A 22,362-nucleotide genomic window follows, 5' to 3' on the forward strand; every position below is an offset into this window, starting at 1 on the left:
CCGCCTCCTGACTTTTGCATAGGATCTCTCCCATGAACGATCGCCCCGTCGTCGCTGCATCCGACGAGGCCGCACCGCGCCGCGGCCTGGTCGCCGCCCTGGAAATCATCGCCGCGGGCGCGCCGGCGGAGGGCATGACCCTGCACGACTTCACGCATGCGCTGGGCGAGCGCGCCTTCGGCCTGATGCTGTTCGCGCTGGCGTTGCCCGTCACCATCCCGCTGCTCTACGGCATTCCGCAGATCGTCTCGCTGCCCATGATGGCCATTGCGGTGCAGATGGCCATGGGCCGTTCCGAGCCCTGGATGCCGCAGCGCTTCCGCCAGCGCAAGCTCGGCAAGGCCGGGCTGGAGCAGATGGCCCGCGGCGCGCGCAAATGGTTCGGCTGGATCGAGCGCCTCGCCCGGCCGCGGCTCCTGCTCCTGTCCGGGCCCACGGCGGAACGGCTGGTGGGCGCCATCTTCGTGGTGTTCATCGCGAGCATCCTGATCCCGTTTCCGGCGACGAACTCGGTACCTGGCATCGGCGTCGCGCTCGCCTCCATCGGCCTCATTACCCGCGACGGGCTGCTGGTGCTGGCCGGCATCGCCATCGGGCTCGGTTGGATCGTGCTCTTGGTCGTCGGCATCAGCATCTTCGGCCCCGCCTTCATCGACCTGTTCAAGGACGCCATCAAGGCGCTCATCGGCGTCGGCTGAGCCCCGGGTACGCCGACTTCAGTCGGCTGCCTCCGGCGCGGGCTCGATGCCCGCGCCGGGAGGCCCGAACACCGCGGCGCTCCCAAAGCCCGCCGCCCCTGCCGGCCGGTCCTACGGGCCGCGCCAGCGCACCTTGTCAGCACGCATCGGCGTCTACAGTGAAGGTAGGAGCGGAGCGGGCGGCAGACGGCAACGCTCACGCCCGCCCGGAAGCCAACCAAGCACTGGAGGTATCGCCATGACGACCTGGGCCGTTGTCGCCAATGCCGCCCGCGCGCGGCTCTATGCACTGGAAGGCCGCGGCGCGCCGCTGAAAGAGATCGAGGACCTGATCTGGGCCGAGGGCCAGCTTAAGGGGCACGAGCTGGAGGCGGACGCGCCCGGCCGCAGCTTCGACTCCGCCGGTGCGGGCCGGCACGCGATGGAGCCGTCGCTGGACCCGCGCGCGGAAGAGGCCGCGCGGTTCGCGCACGAGATCGCGGACCAGCTCGAGTCGAGCTACAAGCAGCACAAGTTCGACCAGCTCTGCGTCATCGCGCCGCCGGCGTTCCTGGGCCTGCTGCGCCGGGAGATCGGCAAGCCGCTCAGCGGGGCGGTGGCCGGCGAGCTGAATAAGGACCTGACCCACGCCGGTACGGATCGCATCGCCACGGAGCTGTGGGAGATGCTGTGATGCCCCCGGGGCGTCGGCGGAGGTTCGGCAGACGCCAGCCGCGCCGGCGTCGGGCCGGTGCATGAGGGCGTGACGCAGCGGGCGAGGGCCGCTGTGGAGGATTTCGCGGGCTTCGGCTTGGGTCGCCGCTGCGGCGATCGATGCGAGATCCGGCAGCAGGCGAGACGCGGATACGCCACGTCTGCGATCATGCGCACCTTCCCGTCCGTCCCGCGGAGCCGCACCGTGCTGCCGACAAACCGCTTTCCGCTGCGCCTGGGCCTGCTCTGGGCCGCGCTGATCACGCTGGCCCTGCCGCTTTGCGCCGAGGACACCGGCGCGGCACCGGAGCCCGCAACGCCCGTGCAGGAGCTCGTCTTCTTTACCTGGGCCGATTTCATCGATCCCGGCGTTGTCGCGGACTTTGAGCGCGAGTACGGCGTGCGGGTCCGCGAGGTCCACTTCGAGAACGACGAGGTTCGCGACCGGGTCATGGCCGAGACCGGCGGCGCAGGCTTCGACCTGTTGCTGGTGGACGGCACCGGCGTCGAGGCCTATCGGCGGCGGGGCTGGATCGCGCCCATCGACGCCGCCGCCGCGCCGAATCTCGCGCACATCGCCCCGCGCTGGCTGCCTGCAGGGGCGGCCGGGCGCGCCGCCGCCGTGCCCTATGTCTGGGGTACGCTCGGCATCGCCTATCGTCGCGATCTACTCGGGCGGGAGCTTGACTCCTGGATGGACCTGCTGCGCCCAGAGCCGGACCTCGCTGGGCGCATCCTCATGAGCTCGGACTCGCTGGATCTGGTCGGCATGGTGCTGAAGGCGCTCGGGCATTCGATGAACAGCACCGACCCGCAGGCGCTCGCCGCCGCGCGCGACCTGCTGCTGGAGCAGGCACCGGCCGTGCATCGCTACGGGGCGCTCGCGGTGGACGAGGGCTCCGAGCTGCTCGGGCCGGACGTCGTCGCCGGCATGACCTTCAACGGCGATGCCGCCGCGCTGATGGAGCACAACACCTCGGTCGTCTACGTGGTGCCGCGCGAAGGCGGCGCGCTCTGGGTGGATTTTCTGGCCGTGGCCGCCGCCAGTGAGCAGAAGGCCCTGGCCACCGCGTTCATCGACTATCTGAATCGGCCCGAGGTGGCCGCGCGCAACGCGCAGGGCATCTATTACGCGACGCCCAACCGCGCCGCCGAGGCGCTGCTGCCGGCCGCCTTTCGGGCCGACCCGCTGGTGTACCCGGACGCGGACACGCTTGCCCGCTGCGAGCCGTACCGGCGGCTCACGCCGGAGGCCCAGCGCACACGGGCGCAGATCGTCTCCCAAGTCGTGGACGGGGGTTGACGCGTGCGACTGCAGGCCAAGCTGGCGCTGGCGCTGGCGCCGTTGGTGGCCGGGCCCCTGCTCGCGCTGGGCTGGCTCAGCTACGGCTCGCTCAAGGCCGACATCGAGCAGAACGCCGCCGAGGACCTGCGCGGTGCGCTCCATATCGCCGAGGACGCCGTCGCCAAGCTCACGTCGCGCGCGCAGACCGACCTTGCCGTGTTCGCCAAGGCACCCGGGGTCGAGCAGTACGCCCGCGCTAGCGACGACCCGGACCGGCACTACCTCTTCCAGCCCGGGCTCCTGCGCCTGCTGCATGGCTTTCGCGAGGCCTATCCCGAGTACCTGGAGCTGCGCTTTCTGCTCCCGGACGCCACCGTAGACGCACGTGCCGTGGCCCGCGGCCGAGAGGCGGGCACGGAGGTCGGCAGCCTGGATGCGCGCGCTGCCGAGCATGCGCCGGGCGGCGCGGCGCCGAGCATGTGGCTCGCTGCCGATGCCCCGGAGCCGGCCTTCGAGCTGCTGCACCGGATCAGCCTGCCGGACGCCTACGGCAGCGCCGCGAGCGGCGATATCCGCACCCGCGGCTACCTCGGCATGACCGTGTCGCTGGAGCCCGTCTACGAGGGCCTGCGCAAGCTGCCGTTCGACTTCGCGGGTTTCGTGCAACTGGTTCTGCCGGATGGCCGGGTGCTGTTCGACACGCGCGCCGGCACGCGGCCGGAGCACCTCAATGATGGCCTGGCGCTGCTGCTGGCGGTGCCGGAGGCAGCGGCCGGCGCCGCCCCGCGGCTCGTGCAGACGCCGTGTTGGCTCGCCGGCAGCCAATTCGCGGAGCCCGGCCTCTTCGTCATCGCGGCGCTGCCGCGCACCGAGCTCAAGGAGCCGCTCCTGGCGCTCAAGCTGCAGATGCTCGGGCTCACGCTGGGGGCGATCGGGCTGCTCTGGGCGGTGCTTTGGGCACTGCTGCGGAAGCTCGTGCTGACGCCGGTGCGGGCGCTGCACGACGCCGCCGAGCGCATCGGTGCCGGCGACCTGCGCCCGGCCATCCCGGTCAGCGCCCGCGATGAGCTGGGGGACCTCGCCGGCGCGGTGCGCGACATGGGGGAGCGCCTGGCGCTGGCCCATAGTCAGGTGGAGCACCAGGCCTTTCACGACCACCTGACGGACCTGCCGAACCGGCGCCTGATCCGCGAGCTGCTCGCCGACGAGGTCGGCAAGGCCCAGCACGACGGCGCCCATGTCGCGGTGCTGTTCGTGGACATCGACAACTTCAAGCGCATCAACGATGCGCTGGGGCATGCCGCCGGCGATGAGCTGTTGCGCGTGATGGCGCAGCGCCTGGGCGAGGTCGCCGCCGGCATCGGCCGGCCCCGGCGCAGCCACCTCGCGCGCCTGGGCGGCGACGAGCTGCTGATGGTGCTCGCGGGCACCGTGGACCCGAACGTGGCGGGGGACATCGCGGGGCGGGTGCTGGCGGCGGTGACGGCGCCCGTGGAGCTCGGCGAGCTGCGCCAGGTGGTCACCGCAAGCATCGGCATCGCACTGTATCCGCGCGATGCGGCGGACGCCGAAGGCCTGATCCGCGCCGCCGACCTCGCGATGTACGCGGCCAAGGCCGACGGCCGCAACGCGATGCGCTTCTATTCGGGCGAGCTCAACGCCCGCGTCGCCGCGCGCATGCGGCTTGAGAACGCGCTGCGCTGCGCGCTGGAAGGCAACGAGTTGCGCGTCTACTATCAGCCCATCGTCGATGTCGCGAGCGGTCGGCCGGAGGGCTTCGAGGCCTTGCTGCGCTGGCAGGATGATGAGCTCGGCGTCGTGTCGCCGACGGAATTCATCCCCATCGCCGAAGACACCGGCATGATCCTCGCGATTGGCCGCTGGGCGCTCGGCGAGGTCTGCCGGCAGATTGCGGCCTGGCGCGCCGCCGGTATTGCGACGCCGCCGGTGGCCGTGAACGTCTCGGCCGTGCAGTTGAACCGCGAGGATCTGGCGCCGGTGATCGCCTATCATCTCGCCGACTACGGGCTCACCCCCGCGGACTTGGTGGTGGAGGTCACGGAGTCCGCGCTGATGGCGCTCGACCCGCGCAGCGAGGCGCGCTTCATGGCGCTGCGCCGGCTCGGTGTCGCGGTGCACATCGACGACTTCGGCACCGGCTATTCATCGCTGTCGTATCTGCGCCGGTTCCAGTTCGACTGCGTCAAGATCGACGCGAGCTTCATCCGCGGCGTCACCGACGCGGGCGACGACCGCATTCTGGTGACCGCCATCATCGCGCTGGCCCACGCGCTGGAGACCAAGGTAATTGCCGAGGGCATCGAGACCGCCGCGCAGGCCGCGGCCCTCGCGGAGCTTGGCTGCCGGCTTGGCCAGGGGTTCTACTATGCTCGGCCGCAGCCCCCCGAAGCCGCCGGGCGCCTGGTCGGGCAGCGGCTGCCCGCCGTCGGCACGGGCGACGCAGCGCAGTCGGCGTGCGCCGAGGCCTGAGGGCAGGGCCGAGGGCCAAGGGCCAAGGGCCAAGGGAGTCCTCCTCGGTCCTTGGCCCTTGGCCCTTCGAAGGAGGCTCTGCCTCGCTAGTCGCTGACCCCGTAACGCCGACGCCGAGCCAACGCCTATGAACCAGCCGCAGCAACAGCACAAGACCCTGACCATGACCCAGCTCATGACGCCGGACATGGCCAACTTTGCCGGCCATGTACACGGCGGCACCACGCTGCGCCTGCTCGATCAGGCCGCCTACGCCTGCGCCGCGCGCTACTGCAACAGCTATGTCGTGACGCTGTTCGTGGACCAGGTGTTCTTTCGCCAGCCGATCCACGTCGGCGAGCTCCTGACCCTGCTCGCGTCAGTGAACTACACGGGCACCACCTCAATGGAAATCGGCATCCGCGTGCTGGCCGAGGACATCATCCACAAGACCAGCCGGCACGTGATGACCTGCTATTTCACCATGGTCGCCATGGACGACGAGGGCCGCCCGTTGCCTGTGCCGCCGCTCGCGATCGACACGCCCCTGGAGCGTCGCCGGCACGAGGCGGCCCGCCTGCGCCGGGAGCTGCGCCGCGAGGTCGAGCGGCGCATCCAGGACATCAAGCGCGCCGCGGCGGCAGCGGACGGCGGGGCGGGCGGGGAGGGCGTTAATAAGTAACGGTTCATCAAAGGCATCGAAGTCGCCATCGAAGTCGCTATCGAAATCGCCCTCGAAATCGCCATCGAAATCGCTATCGGGATCGCCACGGCATGACATGGGGTTCAGGCCGCGGCTTGGCGCGGCGGGATGTTCTGGTTCATCCGGAACAGGTTGCTGGGGTCGTAGCGCTCCTTCACGGCCTGGAGCCGCGCGAAATTCTCGCCATGGCTCGCCGGCCAGAGCCGCGACTGGTCCTCGCCGTAGCCCGGGAAGTTGAGATAAGGCGATTGCCGGAAAAAAACGTACCGAATGGCGCAGGATTCTCGTCCGCCTTCAAGGAGCGGCAGCGGGTGCATAGTCGAACTATGCACCCGCTGCCGCGAGTCCGGGTGCTCCTGCGCACTCGCGCGCACCTGCCGGCCGTCGGCGGTGACCACCTCGGCGGCGATGAGGTTGTCGCAGCTCAGCCCGTGCTTGCGGCGCAGGTAGCCCATGCCGCCGCCCAGTGTCAGCCCGGCGACGCCGGTGACCGAGACCTCGCCGCCCGGGGTTGCGAGCCCGTGCGGCTGCGTGGCCTGGTCCACGTCCGCCCAGCGCGCGCCGGGGCCGACCCGTACCCTGCGGGCGTCGGCGTTCACCTCGACCTCGCGCATCGCGGACAGGTCGATCACAAGCCCGTCGTCGCACACGGCGTAGCCCGCGACGCCGTGACCGCCGCCGCGCACGGACACCAGCAGATCGTGCTCCCGCGCAAAGCTCACCGCCGCGACCACATCGTCCGCCGTCTTGCAGCGGGCGATGAGCGCCGGGTGCCGGTCGATGCTGCCGTTCCAGACCTGGCACGCGGACGCGTAGTCCGGATGGGTGGGGTCCAGCACGGCGCCGCTGATCGACGCCTGGAGGCGTGCTTTGTCTTGATCGCTGATGTCTTGATCGCTAATGCCGGGACGGGTCTGGGTCGTGGGCATGGCGGCTGACCTGCGTGGTTGGCGTGAGAGCCCAGAACCCAGCAAACGCAGCCCCGATCCAGCCCCGCCGCCTGCCTCACCCAGCTCGCTCCGCACCAGCCGGCGCTTTGCGCCGACAACGGGGCAAATCAACCGGCAATCGAAGGCCAAGCTCCCGAACCCTCGCCCTCGGCCCTCATCCCTTGCCCCTTCCTCGTTGGCCCATTCTCTGCAACACCCGCTGCAGTGCCGGCAGGGCGGCCGGCGCAACACGCAGCCCAGAGGGACAGACGCCACAGCAGGAGTCCCCCGTGAAGCCGGTGCTCGTCGCAATCGTCCTGGTCGTCGCCATGCCCGCCGGCGCCGCGGCGGCCTGGATGCTGATGGAGACGATGCTGGTGGCCACCTCGGGTCCGGCGTTCTGCACCACCTGCCACACCATGGCGCCCTTCGCGCGGACCTTCCGAGCAGACGTGCACGGCGGCAGCAACCCCGAGGGCACGGCCGCGCTCTGCACCGACTGCCACCTGCGCCATGACAACGTCGCGGCCTACCTCTGGACCAAGGCCCGCTTCGGCGCGCACGACGTCTGGGCCCAGCTCACCTACGACCTTGAGGCCATCGACTGGCGCGCCGGGCTCGCACGGCGGGCCGAGTACACCTTCGATTCCGGCTGCCTCAAGTGCCACCGCGCGCTCGCGGATGTCCGCGGCAATCAGCCCGCCTTCGTCGCCCACCGGCCGTACTTCCTGGGCGAGATCGAGCGCAAGTGTGTGGCCTGCCATCCGCACGTGGGGCACCGCGGTCTCGCCGCGGCGCTGCCGCCGTCCGCCACTGGAGAAGCCGATCCATGAACCGCTATGCGTTCCTCGCCCCCGGTCTTGTCCTCACCCTGCTGCTCCTGGGCGGCACCGTCTTCACGCCGGGCCCGGCCCAAGAGCAGTCTCCGGACGCCGCAACCGCCCAGGCGGAACCGGGCGCACAAGCGCCATCGCCGCCGCCGGCGCCCGAGCAGGCGGCAGCAACCGCAGACCCCGCCCGGCAGCGGGCCGCGACCGAGACGCTCGGCGACCTGAGCCAAGTCCGTTCCATCGTCATCGACCGCGGCGTGACCGCGCTCGGGCGGACCTGCGTTGAATGCCACAAGCACAGCAACCCGGGCATCATCAGCGACTGGAAGCGCAGCCGCCACGGCCACGTCGGCGTGACCTGCATCGACTGCCATCAGGTGCCGGCGGACGCGCCGAACGCGACTCAACACGAGTCCTTGGTCGGCACCGACACCTACATATCCGTGCTGGTGTCGCCGGACACCTGCGGGCGCTGCCATCCGCGGGAGCAGGAGCAGTTCGACCGCAGCGGCCACTTTCGCGCCTACCGTCAGCAAATCCCGAAGGACGATCTGCACGCCCTGGTGCACATGCACGAGGGCCGCGGCCACCCGGTGCTGAGCGCGGCGCCGGACATGACGGGCTGCATGCAGTGCCACGGCACCGAGATCACGCTGGACGACGACGGCCGGCCGACGCCGCGCACCTGGCCCAACTCCGGCATGGGCAACATCTACCCGGACGGCAGTACCGGCAACTGCACCACCTGCCACACGCGTCACCGATTCTCCATCGAGGAGGCGCGCCATCCGCACGCCTGCGCGTCCTGCCATCTGGGCCCGGACCATCCGGACATCGAGGTGTTCGAGAACAGCAAGCACGGCCAACTCTACGAGGCCGAGCGCGACGAATGGCGCTGGGATTCCGCCCCGGACGCCTGGGAGCCCGGAGACTACCGCGGCCCCACCTGCGCCACCTGCCACATGAGCGGCATCGGCGAGCTCAGCACCACCCACAACGTCACCGAGCGGCTGTATTGGAACCTCTGGGCCAAGCGCTCCGACGTGCGCGGCTCCGAGGACGTCATGAGCCCGCTGCTCGGCGACGGCCCGGCGGGGCGCGAGAAGATGAAACGCGTGTGCATCGCCTGCCATGGCGAGCTGCATACGAACAGCTTCTTCTTCCAGGCGGACGCCGCCGTGCGCCTCTACAACGAGGCCTACTGGGAGCCCGCGAAGCAGATGCACGACGAGTTGGAGGCCGCCGGGCTGCTAAAGCAGAACCCCTGGAAGGACGACTTCCAGACCACCTTCTACTACCTCTGGCACCACGAGGGCCGCCGCGCCCGCCACGGCGCCATGATGGCCGGCCCGGACTGGGCGCACTGGCACGGCTTCTTCCAGCTCCAGCAGAGCTTCTATCGGCTGGAGGAGATCCACAAGGCGCGCATGGCGTCGGGGCGCATCGAGCCCGGGCCGCCCACGGGCCATGTCATCGACGAGCAGTAGCGCGGGGACGCGCGCCGCCGTTGCTGCTGCCTGATCCACCCCACCGGAGATAAGACGATGACAGACCCGCTGCTCGAACCGCACAAGCCGCAATTCGACTCCGCCCCGAACCAGGCCCGCAAGGCGGCGACCGTGGAGGAGTCCATGGCCGCCGCAGCGGCGCTGAAGCCCTCGGTCGGCACCGTGCGCGCCATCAACCGCAAGCGGCGGGCGGAGCTCGCCTGGCGCGGCAAGGATGCGCTGCCGCCCGAGTAGGGGGCTCGGCGGGCGTCTGGCACGGGGTGTGCTTTCTCTATGCCGGCGCGACCCCTTCCGTCGCGACCGGTTTATCACCCACTGGAGTCCATCAATGTCCATCGCCAGAGTCATTGAGATCAGCGCCGAGTCCCCGGAAAGCTTTGAGGCCGCAATCCGCCGCGGCATCGAGGATGCCAAGCGGGACATACCCAAGGTCGAAGGCGTCTGGATCAAGGATCAGCAGCTCGTCAACGACGGCGGCGTCAGTACCTTTCGCGTCGATATGAAGTTCACTTGCGTGCAGGATTGAGCGCGCGCCTGGTCCATTACCACCGGCCGGTGCCGGCCCGGCCGTAGCTCCCGCCTGATCAGGCGGGACAGGTGATGCAGGCACCGCCGAGCCACCCCGATGCCGCCCCTCGACCTTCCCGCATCCCCGTCGCAGTGCGCCACCGCCTCCATTGACAGACTCCCGTCGCTCATTCCCTTGCTCGCCGAGCGGCGAAGCGCCACCGCCCTGGTGCAGATCCACCGCGACAGGGGGAAATCCACCGATGCGCAGACGGAGCTTTGGAGCGCTGTGGCCCTCGCGAATGCCGCCGCGCGCGCCGCCGTCGGGCTCGCGGACGAAGGCGTCGTGCCCGGGGAGCGGGTGCTCCTGCTCGCGCCGGCCGCGCCGCGCTGGATCATCGCTTGCCTCGCGCTGCTTCGGCTCGGCGCCGTCCCGGTGCCGGTGGACAGCCAGGCGGATGCCGAGGACCTGCGCCACATCCTGCGCAGCAGCGGCGCGTGCCGGGCCTTTGCGACGGCGCAGACGTCGCAGCGGTTGGCGGACGCCGCGGGCGCCGATGCCCCGGCGCTCATGTTGCTCGACGATGAAGGCGCGGCCGGGCCGGAATCCGGCACGGCGACCGATGCTGGCGGCGCATCCGCCGCGGCCCTGACGCTCGCCCGCCTCGCGGGCTCCCTCGACCCCGCTGCGCCCGGGCCGCCGGCGGCCGACCTCGCCCGGCTGCCACCGCCGCCGGACCCGACCGCCGAGGCCGTGCTCTTTTTCACGTCCGGCACGTCCGGCCCGCCGAAGGGGGTGCCGCTCAGCCACCGCAACCTGCTCGCGAACGTCGCCGCGCTGCTGGCGGAGGAGATCGTGACGCCGGCCGACCGGATGTTGCTGCCGCTGCCGCTGCACCATGTCTATCCCTTCACGGTCGGGCTCATCGCCCCCCTCGTGCGCGGCGTGCCGCTGGTGCTGCCGCAGGCGCTGACCGGACCCGCGCTGAGTCAAGCCCTGGCGGCGGGCGAGGTGTCCGTCCTCCTCGGCATCCCGCGGCTCTACGGCGCGCTGCTCGGCGCGGTGGAGCGGCGCGTCGACGCCTACGGCAAGCCCGCCCGGGCGCTGTTCGAGGGCCTGCTGCGGCTCTCGACGGCGGTGCGTCGGCGCACGGGCCTGCTGTTCGGCAGGCCGCTGTTCGCGCCGCTGCGTGCGCGGGCGGCGAAGCGGCTCAGGCTCCTGATCGCGGGCGGTGCGGCGCTCGATCCGGCCCTCGGGGCACGGCTGGAGGGGCTCGGCTGGGCGGTTGCGGTGGGCTACGGGCTCACCGAGACCGCGCCCATCCTGACCATCCTGCGTCCGGGAGAGCGGCGCTTCGAGAGCGTCGGCCGGGCGTTGCCCGGTGTGGAGCTGCGCACCGCCGCGCGCGACGCCGACGCCGACGCCGACGCCGATGCCGATGCCGACAGCGGCGAGGTGCAGGCGCGCGGGCCCAGCGTCTTCGCGGGCTATCTCGACGGCACCGGCGCCGATCCCTTCACCGGCGACGGCTGGTTCCGCACCGGCGATCTGGGGCGGCTCGACGCGGACGGCCGGTTGTACCTTACCGGCCGCGCGTCGAGCCGCATCGTGCTGGCCGGCGGCGAGAACGTCGATCCCGAGTCGGTGGAGGCCAAACTCGACGCCGTGCCCGCCATCGCCGAGTCCGGCGTGCTGGAGCACGACGGGGCGCTGGCCGCCGTGCTGGTGCCGGAGCCCGACGCCGCCCGCGCGGCCGACGGCGACGAGGCCTTGCGGCAGCGGTTGCGCGAGGCCGCGGAGGCGGCGCTAGCCGCGGCGCCGAGCTGGCAGCGCCCGACCCGCATCCTGATCGATCGTCGGCCGCTGCCGCGCACGCGCCTCGGCAAGCTGCGTCGGCGCCGGCTCACCGAGCGCTTCGCGGCCTTGCAGCGGGGCGAGGCGGCGCCCGCTGCCGCCGGGCCGATGGCGCCGGAGGACATGGCCCCCGACGACCGCACGCTCATCGACGAGCCCACCGCGGCGCGGGTCTGGGACTGGCTCGGCGAGCGCTTCGAGGGCCAGCGCATCACGCCGGACACGGACCTACGGCTCGATCTGGGCGTGGACTCGCTGGAGTGGGTCATGCTCGGCATGGAGCTCGAAGAGGCGGTGGGCGTGTCGCTGGACGAGGCCGCGAGTGCGCGCATCGACAGCGTCCGCGACCTGCTGCGGGAGGCTGCCGATGCCGACGCCGCAGACCCCCGGGGCGGCGGCGAGGACCTGGAGGCGCGCCTCGGCAAGCCGGAGGCGATGCTTGAGCGCGAGCACATCGCGTATTTGGCGCCGCGCGGCGGCGGTCAGGCCATGCTCGCGGCTGCGCTGCACCTGCTCGCGCGCGGGTTGATGCGCTGGTGGTTCCGGCTGGATGCCGAGGGCGTCGCGAACCTGCCGCCGGGGCCTTGCATTCTCGCGCCGAACCACGAGAGCGCGCTCGACCCCATTGCCATCGCCGCCGTGCTGTCCCCGGCGCAGCGGCGGCGGACCTATTGGGCCGGCTTCGACCGGCTGATGTTCGGGAACCCGGTGCTGCGGCTGGTGAGCCGCGCCTTCCGCGTGCTGCCGGTGGCGCCGTCGCGGGGACCGCTGACGAGCCTCGCCTTTGCGGCAGCGGCCCTGGCCCGCGGCGGCATGCTGGTCTGGTTCCCGGAAGGCCGGCGCGACCCGAGCGGCGAGATCGGGCCGTTTCGACCCGGCGTCGGTACCCTGGCGCGCGCCCAGCGGACGCCCATCGTGCCCTGCCTGGTGCAGCACAGCGGCGCCGCACTGCCGCCCGGGCACTGGTGGCCGCGGCGCCGGCGGCTGGTGCTGCGCATTGGCCCGCCCGCGGATGCACCGACCCTGGAGCGGGAGGGCAGCGGCGACACGCCGGCCATGCGCATCGCCGACGCGGCGCGGCGGCGCGTGCTGGCGCTGCGGGGCTGAGCTGCGGCTAGGGTCGCGCGCGCTTCCGGGTCTGGAGCCGCTCGGCCCCGGTCCCGATGAATCCGGCGTGCGCGGGAGCGGTGCGCCGTCGTCGGCGAGCGCGTCAGGCCACCGCTCCCTGCCCGAGCCAGGCGCGCAGCCCGGCGCCGACCCCGTAGGCCAGCGCCGCGGCGCCACCGCCGATCAGCAGGGTCTCCGACGCGGCGCGCAACAGCGGCTGACGCAGCACGCGGCCCTTCACCGCACCGATGGCGATGAAGGCGACGCAGGTCGCGGCAATGCTCAACTGAAACGCCTGCATCGGCGTCAGCAGCGGGACGACGAAGGGCAGCAGGGGCACCAGCCCCGCGGCGAGGAAGGCGACGAAGGTGGCAGCGCCCGCCTGCAGCGCCCGCCACCGGGAGCCCGGGTGCAGGCCCAGCTCCTCCTGCACGATGGTGCGCGCCCAGGCATCCCGGTCGCTGGTGAGCGTCGCGACGATGCCGTCGAGCGTCCTGCCCGAGAAGCCCTTGGCCGCGAAGATCTGCCGCAGCTCCTCGCGCTGGCCTTCCGGCACCGCGTCGATATGGCGCTGCTCCTCGCGCTCGGCCCGGTGCGCGGCCTCGGCATCGCTCTTGGTGCCCAGGTAGTTGCTGGCGGCCATGCTGAAGCCGTCCGCGAGCAGGCTCGCGAAGCCGAGCACCACGACCACGAGGCTGCCGAAGCCGCCGCCCACCGCCCCGGCCACCACCGCGAAGCTCGTGATGGCGCCGTCGGTGGCCCCGAGCACCGCGTCACCCAGATGCCCGCCCTCGCCGCCGGCCCGCAGGCGTGCGCGGATGCGGCGCGGATGGTGCTCGTGCGCAAGGTTCTCGGTTGGCTGGCGGGGCATGGCGAGGGTGCGCGGCTTGCTCGGTCGCACGCGACGCCGACGGTCACCAAGGCGCCGGCGCGGGTGCGAGCTGTTGATCGATGCTGCCTGCAAAGCACGCAAGCATTATGCCGGCGGAGTGGAGAGTCGAAATCGGGATCGAAATCGAAATCAGGATCGGTCGCCAGTCAGTTCGATTTCGATAGCGATCCCGATAGCGAGGAGCACGATTCGTCGGCCTGGAGGCGACGTCTCGCTAGATTGCTTGGGGGCGCCGAACATTTGCAGATGCGTCAAGTTGCATGGCGACATGGCGCTTGAAGGCAAAAGGGCCAGGGAAGACCTCCTCGGCCCTTGGCCCTCGGCCCTTCGGTTGCGGCGCCAAGAAGACGCTCCGCGCCCTGGTTCGTCTGAGGCTCTGCCTCGCTAGCTGTAGATCGCGAAGGGCTTCAGCGAGACGACCCAGATCTCCTCCCTGGCGTCGTCCGCGCCGATGGTCTGCTTGTCCCAGTTCAGCGGCGTGCCCATGACGTGGGCGGTGATGCTGGACTCCATCGCGTACTGATCGCGCCAGCTCTCGGCGATGCGCTCGGTCTTGACGTTGACGTCGATGCGCACCGTCTCCGGAAATGCGTAGGTCGCGGGACAGAGCAGCGACAGCCGCGCCACCTCGGGCTGCGGATGCGAAATGGCGAAGGCGGCGTGGATGATGGCGCGACCGCCGGACCTGAGCCGGTCCATCTGCTTGCCCGTCTCCTCGCGTGCGATCCGTTCACGTATCTTGCGGATGCCGGGCTCGGGCGCGAGCACGGCGGGATGCTTGTGCTTGAGCCAGCGCAGCACGCGGTCGAGCTGAACCAGCGCCTCCGGCTTGCGGTGCTCAAACTCCAGGTCGAGCACGGCCTCGTTCTTGGCAATGATCCGCCGCTGATAGGCGAGGAACATGGCCTCCGGCGAGGGCTCGCCCGTCGGTGCGGGCTCGCCGGTGGGCGTCGTCGCGGCGTCCGGCTGGGTCAGCCAGGGCTCGTCCATCGGATTGCTGCTCGCCGCCGGCGCCGACGCGACTGCGGCCATCTCCTGTGCGTAGACCTCGCGCACCCCGGCGGCATCCAGGTAGTGAAAGGTGGCGGACTGCATGGCCAGGAGCCGCGCGCGCTTCGCCTCCACCGCGTCATCGATGGGCGGCAGGTTGGCATCGCCCGCCCAGTCGGGCTCGTTGACCACCTGCACCGGGACATAGGTCTCGCCGTCGATGACGAAGACCTCGCAGGGGAGCTGCTCGGGCTGCGGGATCGCGATCTGGACGTAGCGCGGCGCGCCGCGGAAGGAGCCCTGTCGCTTGAACACCCTGTCGGGCAACTGAGACGGTGTGAGGGACTGCGTTAACACCAGATTCTCCCGGTCTTGTTTTGGGCGGTGCCGCACGCTCCGACGGGAAGTGCCGCCGAGAGCGCGTGGCGGTGGCTGCGCTCCAGCGGCTGCGCGTGCGCCGGACGGCGCCGGACTCGGGGCCGCTCAGGTCTAGGCCTTGCCACGGCTAACGCCGAAGCTTCAACGGACGGTACCCAGCGCCCCAGGCGATGTCAAGCTATCCGGCTGAAACAGAAAGGTTTCCGAAGAACAGGGCTAGGGGCTAGGGGCTAGGGGCTAGAAGCCAGCGAGGCTTCGCCTCAGAGGGATTGTGCCCATCGTGCTATCGAAATCGGTATCGAAATCGAAATCGAACCGAGTGGCGGCCGATCCCGATCCCGATCCCGATTTCGACGCGCTTACCATGAAAGTCGCGCGCAGCGAACCGAAGCCCCGCCTGAGGTGCCGATGCCATACACTTCGGCATCCGCCTTCCGCAGCGCGCCTGCCTTTCTTTGGGAAAGGAGTCTCGGACCACAAGATGCCCATCGAGCACGCCTTCGACGTCCCCTTCGTCGCCGCCCTGGCCCTGAAAGAGAAACAGATCCAGCAGAACTATCGGCCGATCATCGCCGTGCACAAGTGGTTTGCACGGCGGCCGGGTACGCTGTTTCGCGCGCTGCTGTTGTCGGAGCTCGGCCAAGAGCGGCTTGCGGACGCGTTTTATCGACCGCAGGCGTTCCCTGGCGTGCAGATTGCGGACCCCTTCATGGGTGGCGGGACGCCGCTCATCGAGGCCAACCGCATCGGCTGCGACGTGCAGGGCTTCGACATCAACCCGATGTCCGCCTGGATCGTGCGCGAGGAGATCGAGCACCTCGATCTGGGCGCCTACGCAACGGCGGCACTCGCGCTGACGGAGGCGCTGACCGCGAGCGTCGGCCGCCTGTATCGAACGGACTGTCCGCTCTACGGCGACCGGGATGTGCCGGTGAAGTACTTCCTGTGGGTCAAGACGCTCGCCTGCGCGGGTTGCGGCGGGAGCATCGACCTGTTCCCCGGCTACCTGCTGGCCGAGAACAAGCGGCACCCGAAGAACGTGCTCATCTGCCCCGGCTGCGGCGATCTGAACGAGGTCGATGACCGCAAACATCCCGGCTGCTGCGCCAGTTGCGGCACGGCCCTCACCAGCGTCGGCCCGGCGCGTCGCAACCGCATCGACTGCCCTGATTGCGGCCACGCCAACAGCTATCCGCGCCCGCAGGCCGGCCCGCCGCCGCATCGCCTGTTCGCGATCGAGTACTACAACCCGGCACGGAAGGCCCGGCACCGCGGGCGCTTCTTCAAAAAACCGGACGCGAGCGACTTGGCGCGGGTCGCGGAAGCCGCCGCGCGATTCGAGGCTCTCTGCCCGGACTTCGTGCCCCCGGAGCCCATTCCGCCGGGCGACGAGACCGATCGCCTGCATCGCTGGGGCTATCGGGATTACCGCGACCTGTTCAATGCGCGCCAATTGCTGGCGCTGGAGCTGAGCTGCCGGGAGATCGCCGCAATCGGCGATGAGCGTGTCCGCCATGCCCTGGCCACCAACCTGTCGGACCTGCTGCGCTACCAGAACATGCTGTGCCGCTACGACACCATGGCGCTCAAGTCCCTGGACATCTTCTCCGTGCACGGCTTTCCGGTCGGTCTGGTGCAGTGCGAATCCAACGTGCTCGGCATCCGCAACGGCCACGGCGCGGAAGGGCGCTTGGACGCGCCCGCGGTGGGCTCGGGCGGTTGGATCAACATCATCGACAAGTACGCGAAGGCGAAGCGCTGGTGCGACGCACCCTTCGAGATTCGCCATCACGGCACCCGCAAGGTCCAAGTGGCCATGCCGGGCGAATGGATCGGCGAGCAGCGCAAGGGCGCCCCGCGCCGCGCCGTTCGGCTAAGCTGTTCCAGCGCGACGCTGGCGGATTTGCCGCCGGCGAGCCTGGACGCCGTGCTCACCGACCCGCCGTACTTCGGTAACGTGCAATACGCAGAGCTCATGGACTTCTGCTACATGTGGCTGCGCCGGCTGGTGGGGCATGCGGCGGAAGGCTTCGACCGTGCATCCACCCATTCGCCGATGGAATTGACCGGCAATGTCACGCAGCAGCGGGGCCTTGCGAGCTTCGCGGTCGGTCTGGCCAGCGTCTATTCGCGCATGGCCGATGCATTGAAACCCGGCGCACCCTTGGCCTTCACCTATCACCACAATCGCATCGAGGCGTACTACGCCGTCGCCGCGGCAATCCTCGATGCCGGGCTCGTTTGCTCGGCGTCGCTGCCCTGTCCGGCCGAGATGAGCGGCTCCATTCATATCCACGGCACCGGCTCGTCCATCATCGACACCGTCTTCGTCTGCCGCAGCACCGGGGCGACCCGCCGGCGCTGGTTGTTCGAGACGCCCGACGAGCTGGCCGGGGTCATTGCCGCGGACATCGCCGATCTCACCGCGGCGGGCCGCAAGCCAACCCTCGGCGACTCCCGGTGCATCGCCTTCGGCCACCTGACGCGGATGGCGATCTGGCACCTGCGCCACGGCTGGGACCGCTCGCTGGCCATGCCTGAGAAGCTCGCGCGCGTCGCCGAAGCGACCGCGCAGTGGGGCGCGCAGGATGCCATCGTTGCGGACCTGAAGACGCAAGCCATTGCCGAGCCCCCACCGCTGCCGTACCTGACGGCATGGCCCGACCAGCAGGAAGACGACGATGCCGTACCCTTTTGAGGTTCCGTTCGAGGACGTTGAGGCCAACCTGGATCATTACGTAGACCAAGTGTTCGCATGCCTGACCTCCGAATTCCTGGACATGCCGAAAGGGACGGGCTTTATCGAGTTCTCGGCCTTCGATGACGGCTACGAGGCACTGAAGCGCGCCACCGGCAACTTCCATCGGGTCACACCGGACAGGGTGCTGCCCTTGGTGTACGACAAGCCGATCACGCTGATTGTGCTGCGCTGCATGCTGGGGTTCACGCCCTCCGAGTGGGCCTACTTCACGTCACAGGGAACGGGCGTCCAAATCACCCAGGGTGCCGCTCGAACCATCGACCGCAAGATCCGGATGGACCCGGAAACGCCGCTGCGGCGCAACGGCGCACTCACGCATGACCGGATTGCCGCACTCGTCGATGCGGCGTGCATCGCGCTTGCCACTGGGGCTCCCGAGATCGCGGCGGACCGCCTGCACCGCCTCAACAAGGCGGATACGGCGGCAGGATTGACCAGCCTCCGCAGCTTCGCCGAATTGGGCGCCCCCTACTCGGTATTGCTCTACGAGCGCTCCGTGACTCGATCAGCGAGATTGTCGGGAATCTCGTCGAGAACGCCATTGAAGATGTGCTGAGCCAGAACGGCATCAGCTTCCGCAAGACAAAGCGTGCCGAGCGCCTGCCGGGTTTCGATCAGGCGCCGGACTTCGTGGTGCCGAACGAGATCAACCCAAAGGCGATCATCGAGGCAAAGCTGACAGAAGACGATGGGACAGCACGCGATAAAGTCACGCGCATACAGCATCTCGGCAACCTGAGCATGCGTGGCCAGCCGGCGGGTGAGCCCAAGTTCGAGGTCATCGCTTGCATTGCAGGGCGCGGCTTCGGCGTGCGGCGGGAGGACATGAAAAAATTGCTCCGCGCGACTCGTGGCAAGGTGTTCACGCTTCGGAACATGGATCAGCTTGTGGAGATGACGAGGCTGCGGGATTTTCGGGCAACCTGACGCGGCTTGCGCCTAAGCCCGGCCGCCCGTTGTGTTTCGCGCATCCTGCACGGCAACCGGGCAGCGCCCCGCTGGCTCAGCCGCTGCGCGCCTCAATCACGATCTTGGTCAGCTGCACGATCACGAGCGGCAGCAGCGAGAAACCTGCGACCAGGAGCCAGCCGGCGAGCGGCAGCGGCGCGATGCCGAGCACGTCCGCGGCCACCGGCACCCAGACGGCCAGCGCGAGCAGGCCGACACCGACGGCAATCGCCACCCAGACCATCGGATTGCGCGTGATCTCGTTGACGAAGACCGGCGAGTCGGCGCCGCGCATGTTGAGCACGTGCACGCGGCGCCCGAAGGGCTCAGCGGCGCCGGCGCAGCAGCGCGAGCCCGCCGAGCAGCAGCAGCGCGGTCGGCGGCAGCGGCACGCCGCTCGGTGCGGCGCTCCAGCGCAGGTCGTCCAGGGCAGAGGCTCGCCAGGTTGAAGCTGGCCGGGAAGCTGCCGCCCTCGGGGCGGTCGATGCCGAAGACCGCGTAGGTGGAGCCGGCCGCGTACACGCCATGAGGCGATTGCAGGTATAGGGCCACCAGCAGGCAAGACGTGCAGTACGGCGCTCACGGCCTGCGGCTCTCGCTCGAGGTACCGGCACAGGCGTTTGGGCACCGAGAGGACCCACTGACGCACCGGCACTGGCGGGATGACGTGATCGACCAGGAGCGCCGCGGTCTGTGCCATGCGCCGGGCGTTGCACGAGGGGCACAGCCCGCGCCCCTTGCACGAGAAGGCGACCAGGAAGTCATGCCCGCAATCCGGAGTCGACATCCCTACGGCACTTCCTCCAACTCGCCGTCGAAGTCTGTTACGTCGTGAGCCTGCCAGGGCTCGGCGTCTAACCCGCATTGTATTTGCAGTTCGGGTATCGTTCGGGCTTATCCCGGTCACGTGGATGGGCACGATGGACGACGAGACGGAACCCGACGCGTTGGAGCGCCGCCCGGAAGCACGCAGCCTCAAGGTCGACGACCTGATGGCAGAGCTTCGCCGCGGGCGCATCCGTATCCCGACGTTCCAACGGGGTCTGCGTTGGCAACGGGACGACGCGGCCAAGCTGATCGACAGCCTGTATCGGGGCTATCCGGTCGGTACGCTCCTGTTTTGGGAGACCGGCGCTCCAAGCGCAGACGTGAGGTTCGGATCGCTGCGGATCAGCGCGCCCGCGCGCGGCGATGCCTGGTGGGTCGTGGACGGTCAGCAGCGCCTGGCGTCCCTCGCCCGAGTGCTGCTCCCGGCAGCACCCGATGAGGACGAGTTTGCCCTCTGGTTCGACCTGGACGAGGAGAAGCTTGGTCGCCCGTCCCGGGAACAGGGGGCCGATGGCTCGCGCTGGCTGCCGATGACCGAGGTGCTGGACTCCGAGCGCCTGATGCAGTGGGTGTTTCGATACGCCAAGGGCTCGGAGGCACGACGGGGAATGGCCTTCGCCGTCGGCAAGCGCATTCGTGAGTACGAGATTCCCGCGTACCTGGTACGCACCGACGATGAGCGCATCCTCCGGGAGGTGCTCGGCCGCATCAACTCGACAGGAAAGCGCCTGAACAACGAGGAGGTCTTCGATGCGCTCCACGGGGGACGCGCCGAGAGTCGGCCCGCGACCCTCTCTGAGATTGCCGACGACCTGGAGCAACTCGACTTCGGGCGGGTGGACGACAAGCTCCTGTATCGGCTGCTGCGGGCGCTTTCGGGGCTCGATGTCTTCGAGCGCACCGGTGGTCCGCTGCGCCTGGAGGACCCGGGCACCGCCTATGGCCGCACCGCCGCGGCGGCGGCCCGGGTGGTCCAATTCCTCAAGACCACGGCCGCGATGCCGCGATTCGAGCTCCTCCCCTACAAGCAGCCCTTCGTCCTGCTGGGGCGGTTCTTTTCGCTGTATCCGGACCCCGACCCGCGCTCCCTCGACCTGCTGTCTCGCTGGCTTTGGCGGGGCGCGTTGAGCGGCGCACACCGAGGCGATGCCGTCTTCACCCGCGCAAGCCTGGAAGGCATAGGCGCGGGTGACGAATCCGTGGCCGTTCAGCGGCTGCTCTCCGCGGTGGACCAAAGACCCGCCGCGCTGCCGGATGCGGCGGCCCCCTTCAACTTCCGCCACGCCGCGGCCAAGCTGCAGGCGCTGGCCCTGCTTGACCTGGGGCCGCGAGACCTGGAAACCGGCGAGCGCCTCCCGACGGCCCGGCTGTTCGACGCGGGCGCGGGCGGAGCTGCATTGCCCGCAATCGTCGCCGGCGGTTCCTCCGGTCTTGCGCACTCGGCGGCCAACCGCATCCTGCACCCGAAACGGGCGGGCCTGGTGCGCCTGGTCGAGGCCGTAACGGATCCGGACATCCTCGCCTCCCACGGCATCCCGCCGGCGGCCCTGGCGGCGCTCCGGCAGGGCAACGAAGAGGCGTTTTGGCGCTTGCGCGCAGCCCTGCTGAGTGCGCACTACGAGGGCTTCTTCGCGCGCCGGGCCCGTTGGGACGAGCCGGACCGCCCGCCCATCCGGGCGCTCCTGATCGAAGAGGATGCCTGAGTGCGTGACCGGTTCATCGTCCTGCTCGAGGATCTGCCGGTCGGGGTCCTGACTCGAAACGACAGTGATGGGAGCCGCTTCCAGCTACTCGAGTCCTACCGGGAGCGTTACCCCCGCCCCGTGCTCGGCCAGACCTTCCTCGATGACCTGACCCGGGTCCACAGCACCCGGGCCCGGCTCCCCCCCTGGTTCTCGAACCTCCTCCCGGAGGGGCCCCTGCGCGAGCTGGTTGCGAGGCGAGCGGGCGTGTCGGAGACCCGGGAGCTCAAGCTGCTCGCGCGTCTCGGCGAGGACCTCCCCGGGGCGGTGCGGGTCGTGCCTGACCCGGCGGAGGCGGACATGACCTACGCACCCGCGGCGGACGAAGGACCGGAGCCCGCCGCCCTCCCGGGCGAGGCGCAATGGCGCTTCTCGCTGGCCGGTGTCCAGCTCAAGTTCTCGGCAATGAAGGCCGAGCGGGGCCTCACCATTCCGGTCAGCGGCCGCGGCGGGGACTGGATCCTCAAGCTCCCGGACGCCCGCTATCCTCGCGTCCCCGAAAACGAGCACGCGACCATGCGCTGGGCCGAGCAGAGCGGCATCCCGGTTTCACCGCTGGAGCTGGTCGATCTGGCGGATGTCCACGGGCCTCCCAATGCACTGCCGCCCACCGGGGAGAGGGTCGCTTTTGCCGTCCGCCGTTTCGATCGCAACGACGATGGCAGCCGGGTCCACATGGAGGACTTCGCCCAGATCCTGGGGCTTTATCCCGCTGACAAGTACCGGAAGTACAACTACGCGACCATTGCCAACCTGCTCCTTGCCCTCACCGGGCTGGACGGCCTCGGGGATTTCATTCGCCGTCTGGTCTTCGTGGTGGCCGCCGGCAACGGCGACGCGCACCACAAGAACTGGAGCCTGCTCTATCCCGATGGGATGCACGCGGCCCTCTCGCCCGCCTACGACCTGGTTGCCACGGTCGTCTACAATCCCGACGACACCCTGGCGCTCAACCTTGCCGGCTCCAAGCGCTGGGAAGACGTGCGTCTCGGCTCCTTCCGGCAGCTCTCGGAACGGCTTGGGATCGACCCGGGTTGGATGGACGGCGTCGTTCGGTCCGCCGTCCAAGACATCCTCGGCGCGTGGGAATCCTCAGCCGGCGAATTCGGCTACGACGCGGGTGCGCGGGAGGCGCTGGTCCGGCACATGAGACGGGTTCCGCTGCTCTCGGCCGGGGTGTTGGGGGCGGCGGCTTAGTGAAGACTCAGAAATAAGGTGTACAACTTCTTCTAACTACGA

At 69.9% G+C, this 22,362-nt stretch carries 19 protein-coding genes and 1 pseudogene; 15 read left to right on the forward strand and 5 right to left on the reverse strand.

The annotated features are described in order from the left end of the window. Positions 1 to 32: 32 nt before the first annotated feature. From ML01_RS07435 to ML01_RS07455, 5 genes are all read left to right on the forward strand, one after another. Positions 33 to 698 (forward strand): exopolysaccharide biosynthesis protein, encoded by a 666-nt coding sequence (locus ML01_RS07435; protein ID WP_058554775.1) that lies wholly within the window; start codon positions 33 to 35, stop codon positions 696 to 698. A 238-nt stretch (positions 699 to 936) separates the two neighbouring features. Beyond that, a complete protein-coding gene (locus ML01_RS07440) occupies positions 937 to 1,371 on the forward strand; it encodes a host attachment protein (RefSeq protein WP_058554776.1) in 435 nt (144 codons plus the stop codon). Between the two features lie 225 nt (positions 1,372 to 1,596). Beyond that, complete coding sequence (locus ML01_RS07445) at positions 1,597 to 2,694, forward strand: spermidine/putrescine ABC transporter substrate-binding protein (protein ID WP_162267984.1); 1,098 nt, start codon at positions 1,597 to 1,599, stop codon at positions 2,692 to 2,694. A gap of 3 nt (positions 2,695 to 2,697) precedes the next feature. Next, the gene (locus ML01_RS07450) at positions 2,698 to 5,166 is read left to right on the forward strand and encodes a bifunctional diguanylate cyclase/phosphodiesterase (protein WP_058554778.1); all 2,469 of its coding nucleotides are present in this window, start codon (positions 2,698 to 2,700) and stop codon (positions 5,164 to 5,166) included. A 127-nt stretch (positions 5,167 to 5,293) separates the two neighbouring features. Continuing rightward, on the forward strand, positions 5,294 to 5,827 hold the full coding sequence (locus tag ML01_RS07455; RefSeq protein ID WP_058554779.1) for an acyl-CoA thioesterase: 534 nt from the start codon (positions 5,294 to 5,296) through the stop codon (positions 5,825 to 5,827). Between the two features lie 104 nt (positions 5,828 to 5,931). On the opposite strand, the gene ML01_RS07460 is transcribed toward ML01_RS07455, so the two are convergent. Next, entirely contained in the window at positions 5,932 to 6,777 is an 846-nt protein-coding gene (locus tag ML01_RS07460) for an FAD-dependent oxidoreductase (RefSeq protein WP_058554780.1), read from the reverse strand. A gap of 290 nt (positions 6,778 to 7,067) precedes the next feature. Between ML01_RS07460 and ML01_RS07465 the strand changes: the two genes are divergently transcribed. From ML01_RS07465 to ML01_RS07485, 5 genes are all read left to right on the forward strand, one after another. Beyond that, positions 7,068 to 7,610, forward strand: a complete 543-nt coding sequence (locus tag ML01_RS07465; protein ID WP_254045166.1) for a NapC/NirT family cytochrome c — start codon at positions 7,068 to 7,070, stop codon at positions 7,608 to 7,610. Continuing rightward, positions 7,607 to 9,094 carry a multiheme c-type cytochrome gene (locus ML01_RS07470; RefSeq protein ID WP_254045167.1) on the forward strand — a complete coding sequence of 496 codons (1,488 nt, stop codon included), beginning with the start codon at positions 7,607 to 7,609 and terminating at the stop codon, positions 9,092 to 9,094. Before ML01_RS07465 ends, ML01_RS07470 begins: the two co-directional genes overlap by 4 nt. 57 nt (positions 9,095 to 9,151) lie before the next feature. Beyond that, positions 9,152 to 9,349, forward strand: coding sequence for a hypothetical protein (locus ML01_RS07475; RefSeq protein ID WP_058554781.1), 198 nt, complete (start codon positions 9,152 to 9,154; stop codon positions 9,347 to 9,349). A gap of 94 nt (positions 9,350 to 9,443) precedes the next feature. Beyond that, entirely contained in the window at positions 9,444 to 9,641 is a 198-nt protein-coding gene (locus ML01_RS07480) for a dodecin family protein (protein ID WP_058554782.1), read from the forward strand. A gap of 99 nt (positions 9,642 to 9,740) precedes the next feature. Beyond that, complete coding sequence (locus ML01_RS07485; protein ID WP_082674050.1) at positions 9,741 to 12,584, forward strand: AMP-binding protein; 2,844 nt, start codon at positions 9,741 to 9,743, stop codon at positions 12,582 to 12,584. 103 nt (positions 12,585 to 12,687) lie between these two features. Here ML01_RS07485 and ML01_RS07490 read toward each other — a convergent pair whose 3' ends face one another. Next, the gene (locus ML01_RS07490; protein WP_058554884.1) at positions 12,688 to 13,455 is read right to left on the reverse strand and encodes a VIT1/CCC1 transporter family protein; all 768 of its coding nucleotides are present in this window, start codon (positions 13,453 to 13,455) and stop codon (positions 12,688 to 12,690) included. Positions 13,456 to 13,860: 405 nt separating this feature from the next. After that, positions 13,861 to 14,781: a hypothetical protein gene (locus ML01_RS07495; RefSeq protein ID WP_058554784.1), complete on the reverse strand. Its 921-nt coding sequence runs from the start codon at positions 14,779 to 14,781 to the stop codon at positions 13,861 to 13,863. 544 nt (positions 14,782 to 15,325) lie between these two features. Between ML01_RS07495 and ML01_RS07500 the strand changes: the two genes are divergently transcribed. From ML01_RS07500 to ML01_RS30125, 3 genes are read left to right on the forward strand one after another with little or no spacing between them, the layout of a single operon-like run. Further along, positions 15,326 to 17,542 carry a DUF1156 domain-containing protein gene (locus tag ML01_RS07500; RefSeq protein WP_058554785.1) on the forward strand — a complete coding sequence of 739 codons (2,217 nt, stop codon included), beginning with the start codon at positions 15,326 to 15,328 and terminating at the stop codon, positions 17,540 to 17,542. Further along, positions 17,526 to 18,161, forward strand: coding sequence for a hypothetical protein (locus ML01_RS30120; RefSeq protein ID WP_216819132.1), 636 nt, complete (start codon positions 17,526 to 17,528; stop codon positions 18,159 to 18,161). Before ML01_RS07500 ends, ML01_RS30120 begins: the two co-directional genes overlap by 17 nt. Beyond that, positions 18,155 to 18,532, forward strand: coding sequence for a hypothetical protein (locus tag ML01_RS30125; protein ID WP_216819133.1), 378 nt, complete (start codon positions 18,155 to 18,157; stop codon positions 18,530 to 18,532). Before ML01_RS30120 ends, ML01_RS30125 begins: the two co-directional genes overlap by 7 nt. 76 nt (positions 18,533 to 18,608) lie before the next feature. On the opposite strand, the gene ML01_RS30460 is transcribed toward ML01_RS30125, so the two are convergent. Continuing rightward, positions 18,609 to 18,857 carry a cation transporting ATPase C-terminal domain-containing protein gene (locus ML01_RS30460; RefSeq protein ID WP_256363623.1) on the reverse strand — a complete coding sequence of 83 codons (249 nt, stop codon included), beginning with the start codon at positions 18,855 to 18,857 and terminating at the stop codon, positions 18,609 to 18,611. Positions 18,858 to 19,115: 258 nt separating this feature from the next. After that, positions 19,116 to 19,328 (reverse strand): annotated as a pseudogene (locus tag ML01_RS30465) (transposase zinc-binding domain-containing protein); the annotation flags it as partial. 145 nt (positions 19,329 to 19,473) lie between these two features. Here ML01_RS30465 and ML01_RS07515 point away from each other — a divergent pair. Continuing rightward, positions 19,474 to 21,084: a DUF262 domain-containing protein gene (locus tag ML01_RS07515; protein WP_156427599.1), complete on the forward strand. Its 1,611-nt coding sequence runs from the start codon at positions 19,474 to 19,476 to the stop codon at positions 21,082 to 21,084. Continuing rightward, positions 21,085 to 22,320: a type II toxin-antitoxin system HipA family toxin gene (locus ML01_RS07520; protein ID WP_058554788.1), complete on the forward strand. Its 1,236-nt coding sequence runs from the start codon at positions 21,085 to 21,087 to the stop codon at positions 22,318 to 22,320. Positions 22,321 to 22,362: the final 42 nt, after the last annotated feature.

The sequence above is a fragment of the Thiohalocapsa sp. ML1 genome (assembly GCF_001469165.1).
Taxonomy (GTDB): domain Bacteria; phylum Pseudomonadota; class Gammaproteobacteria; order Chromatiales; family Chromatiaceae; genus Thiohalocapsa.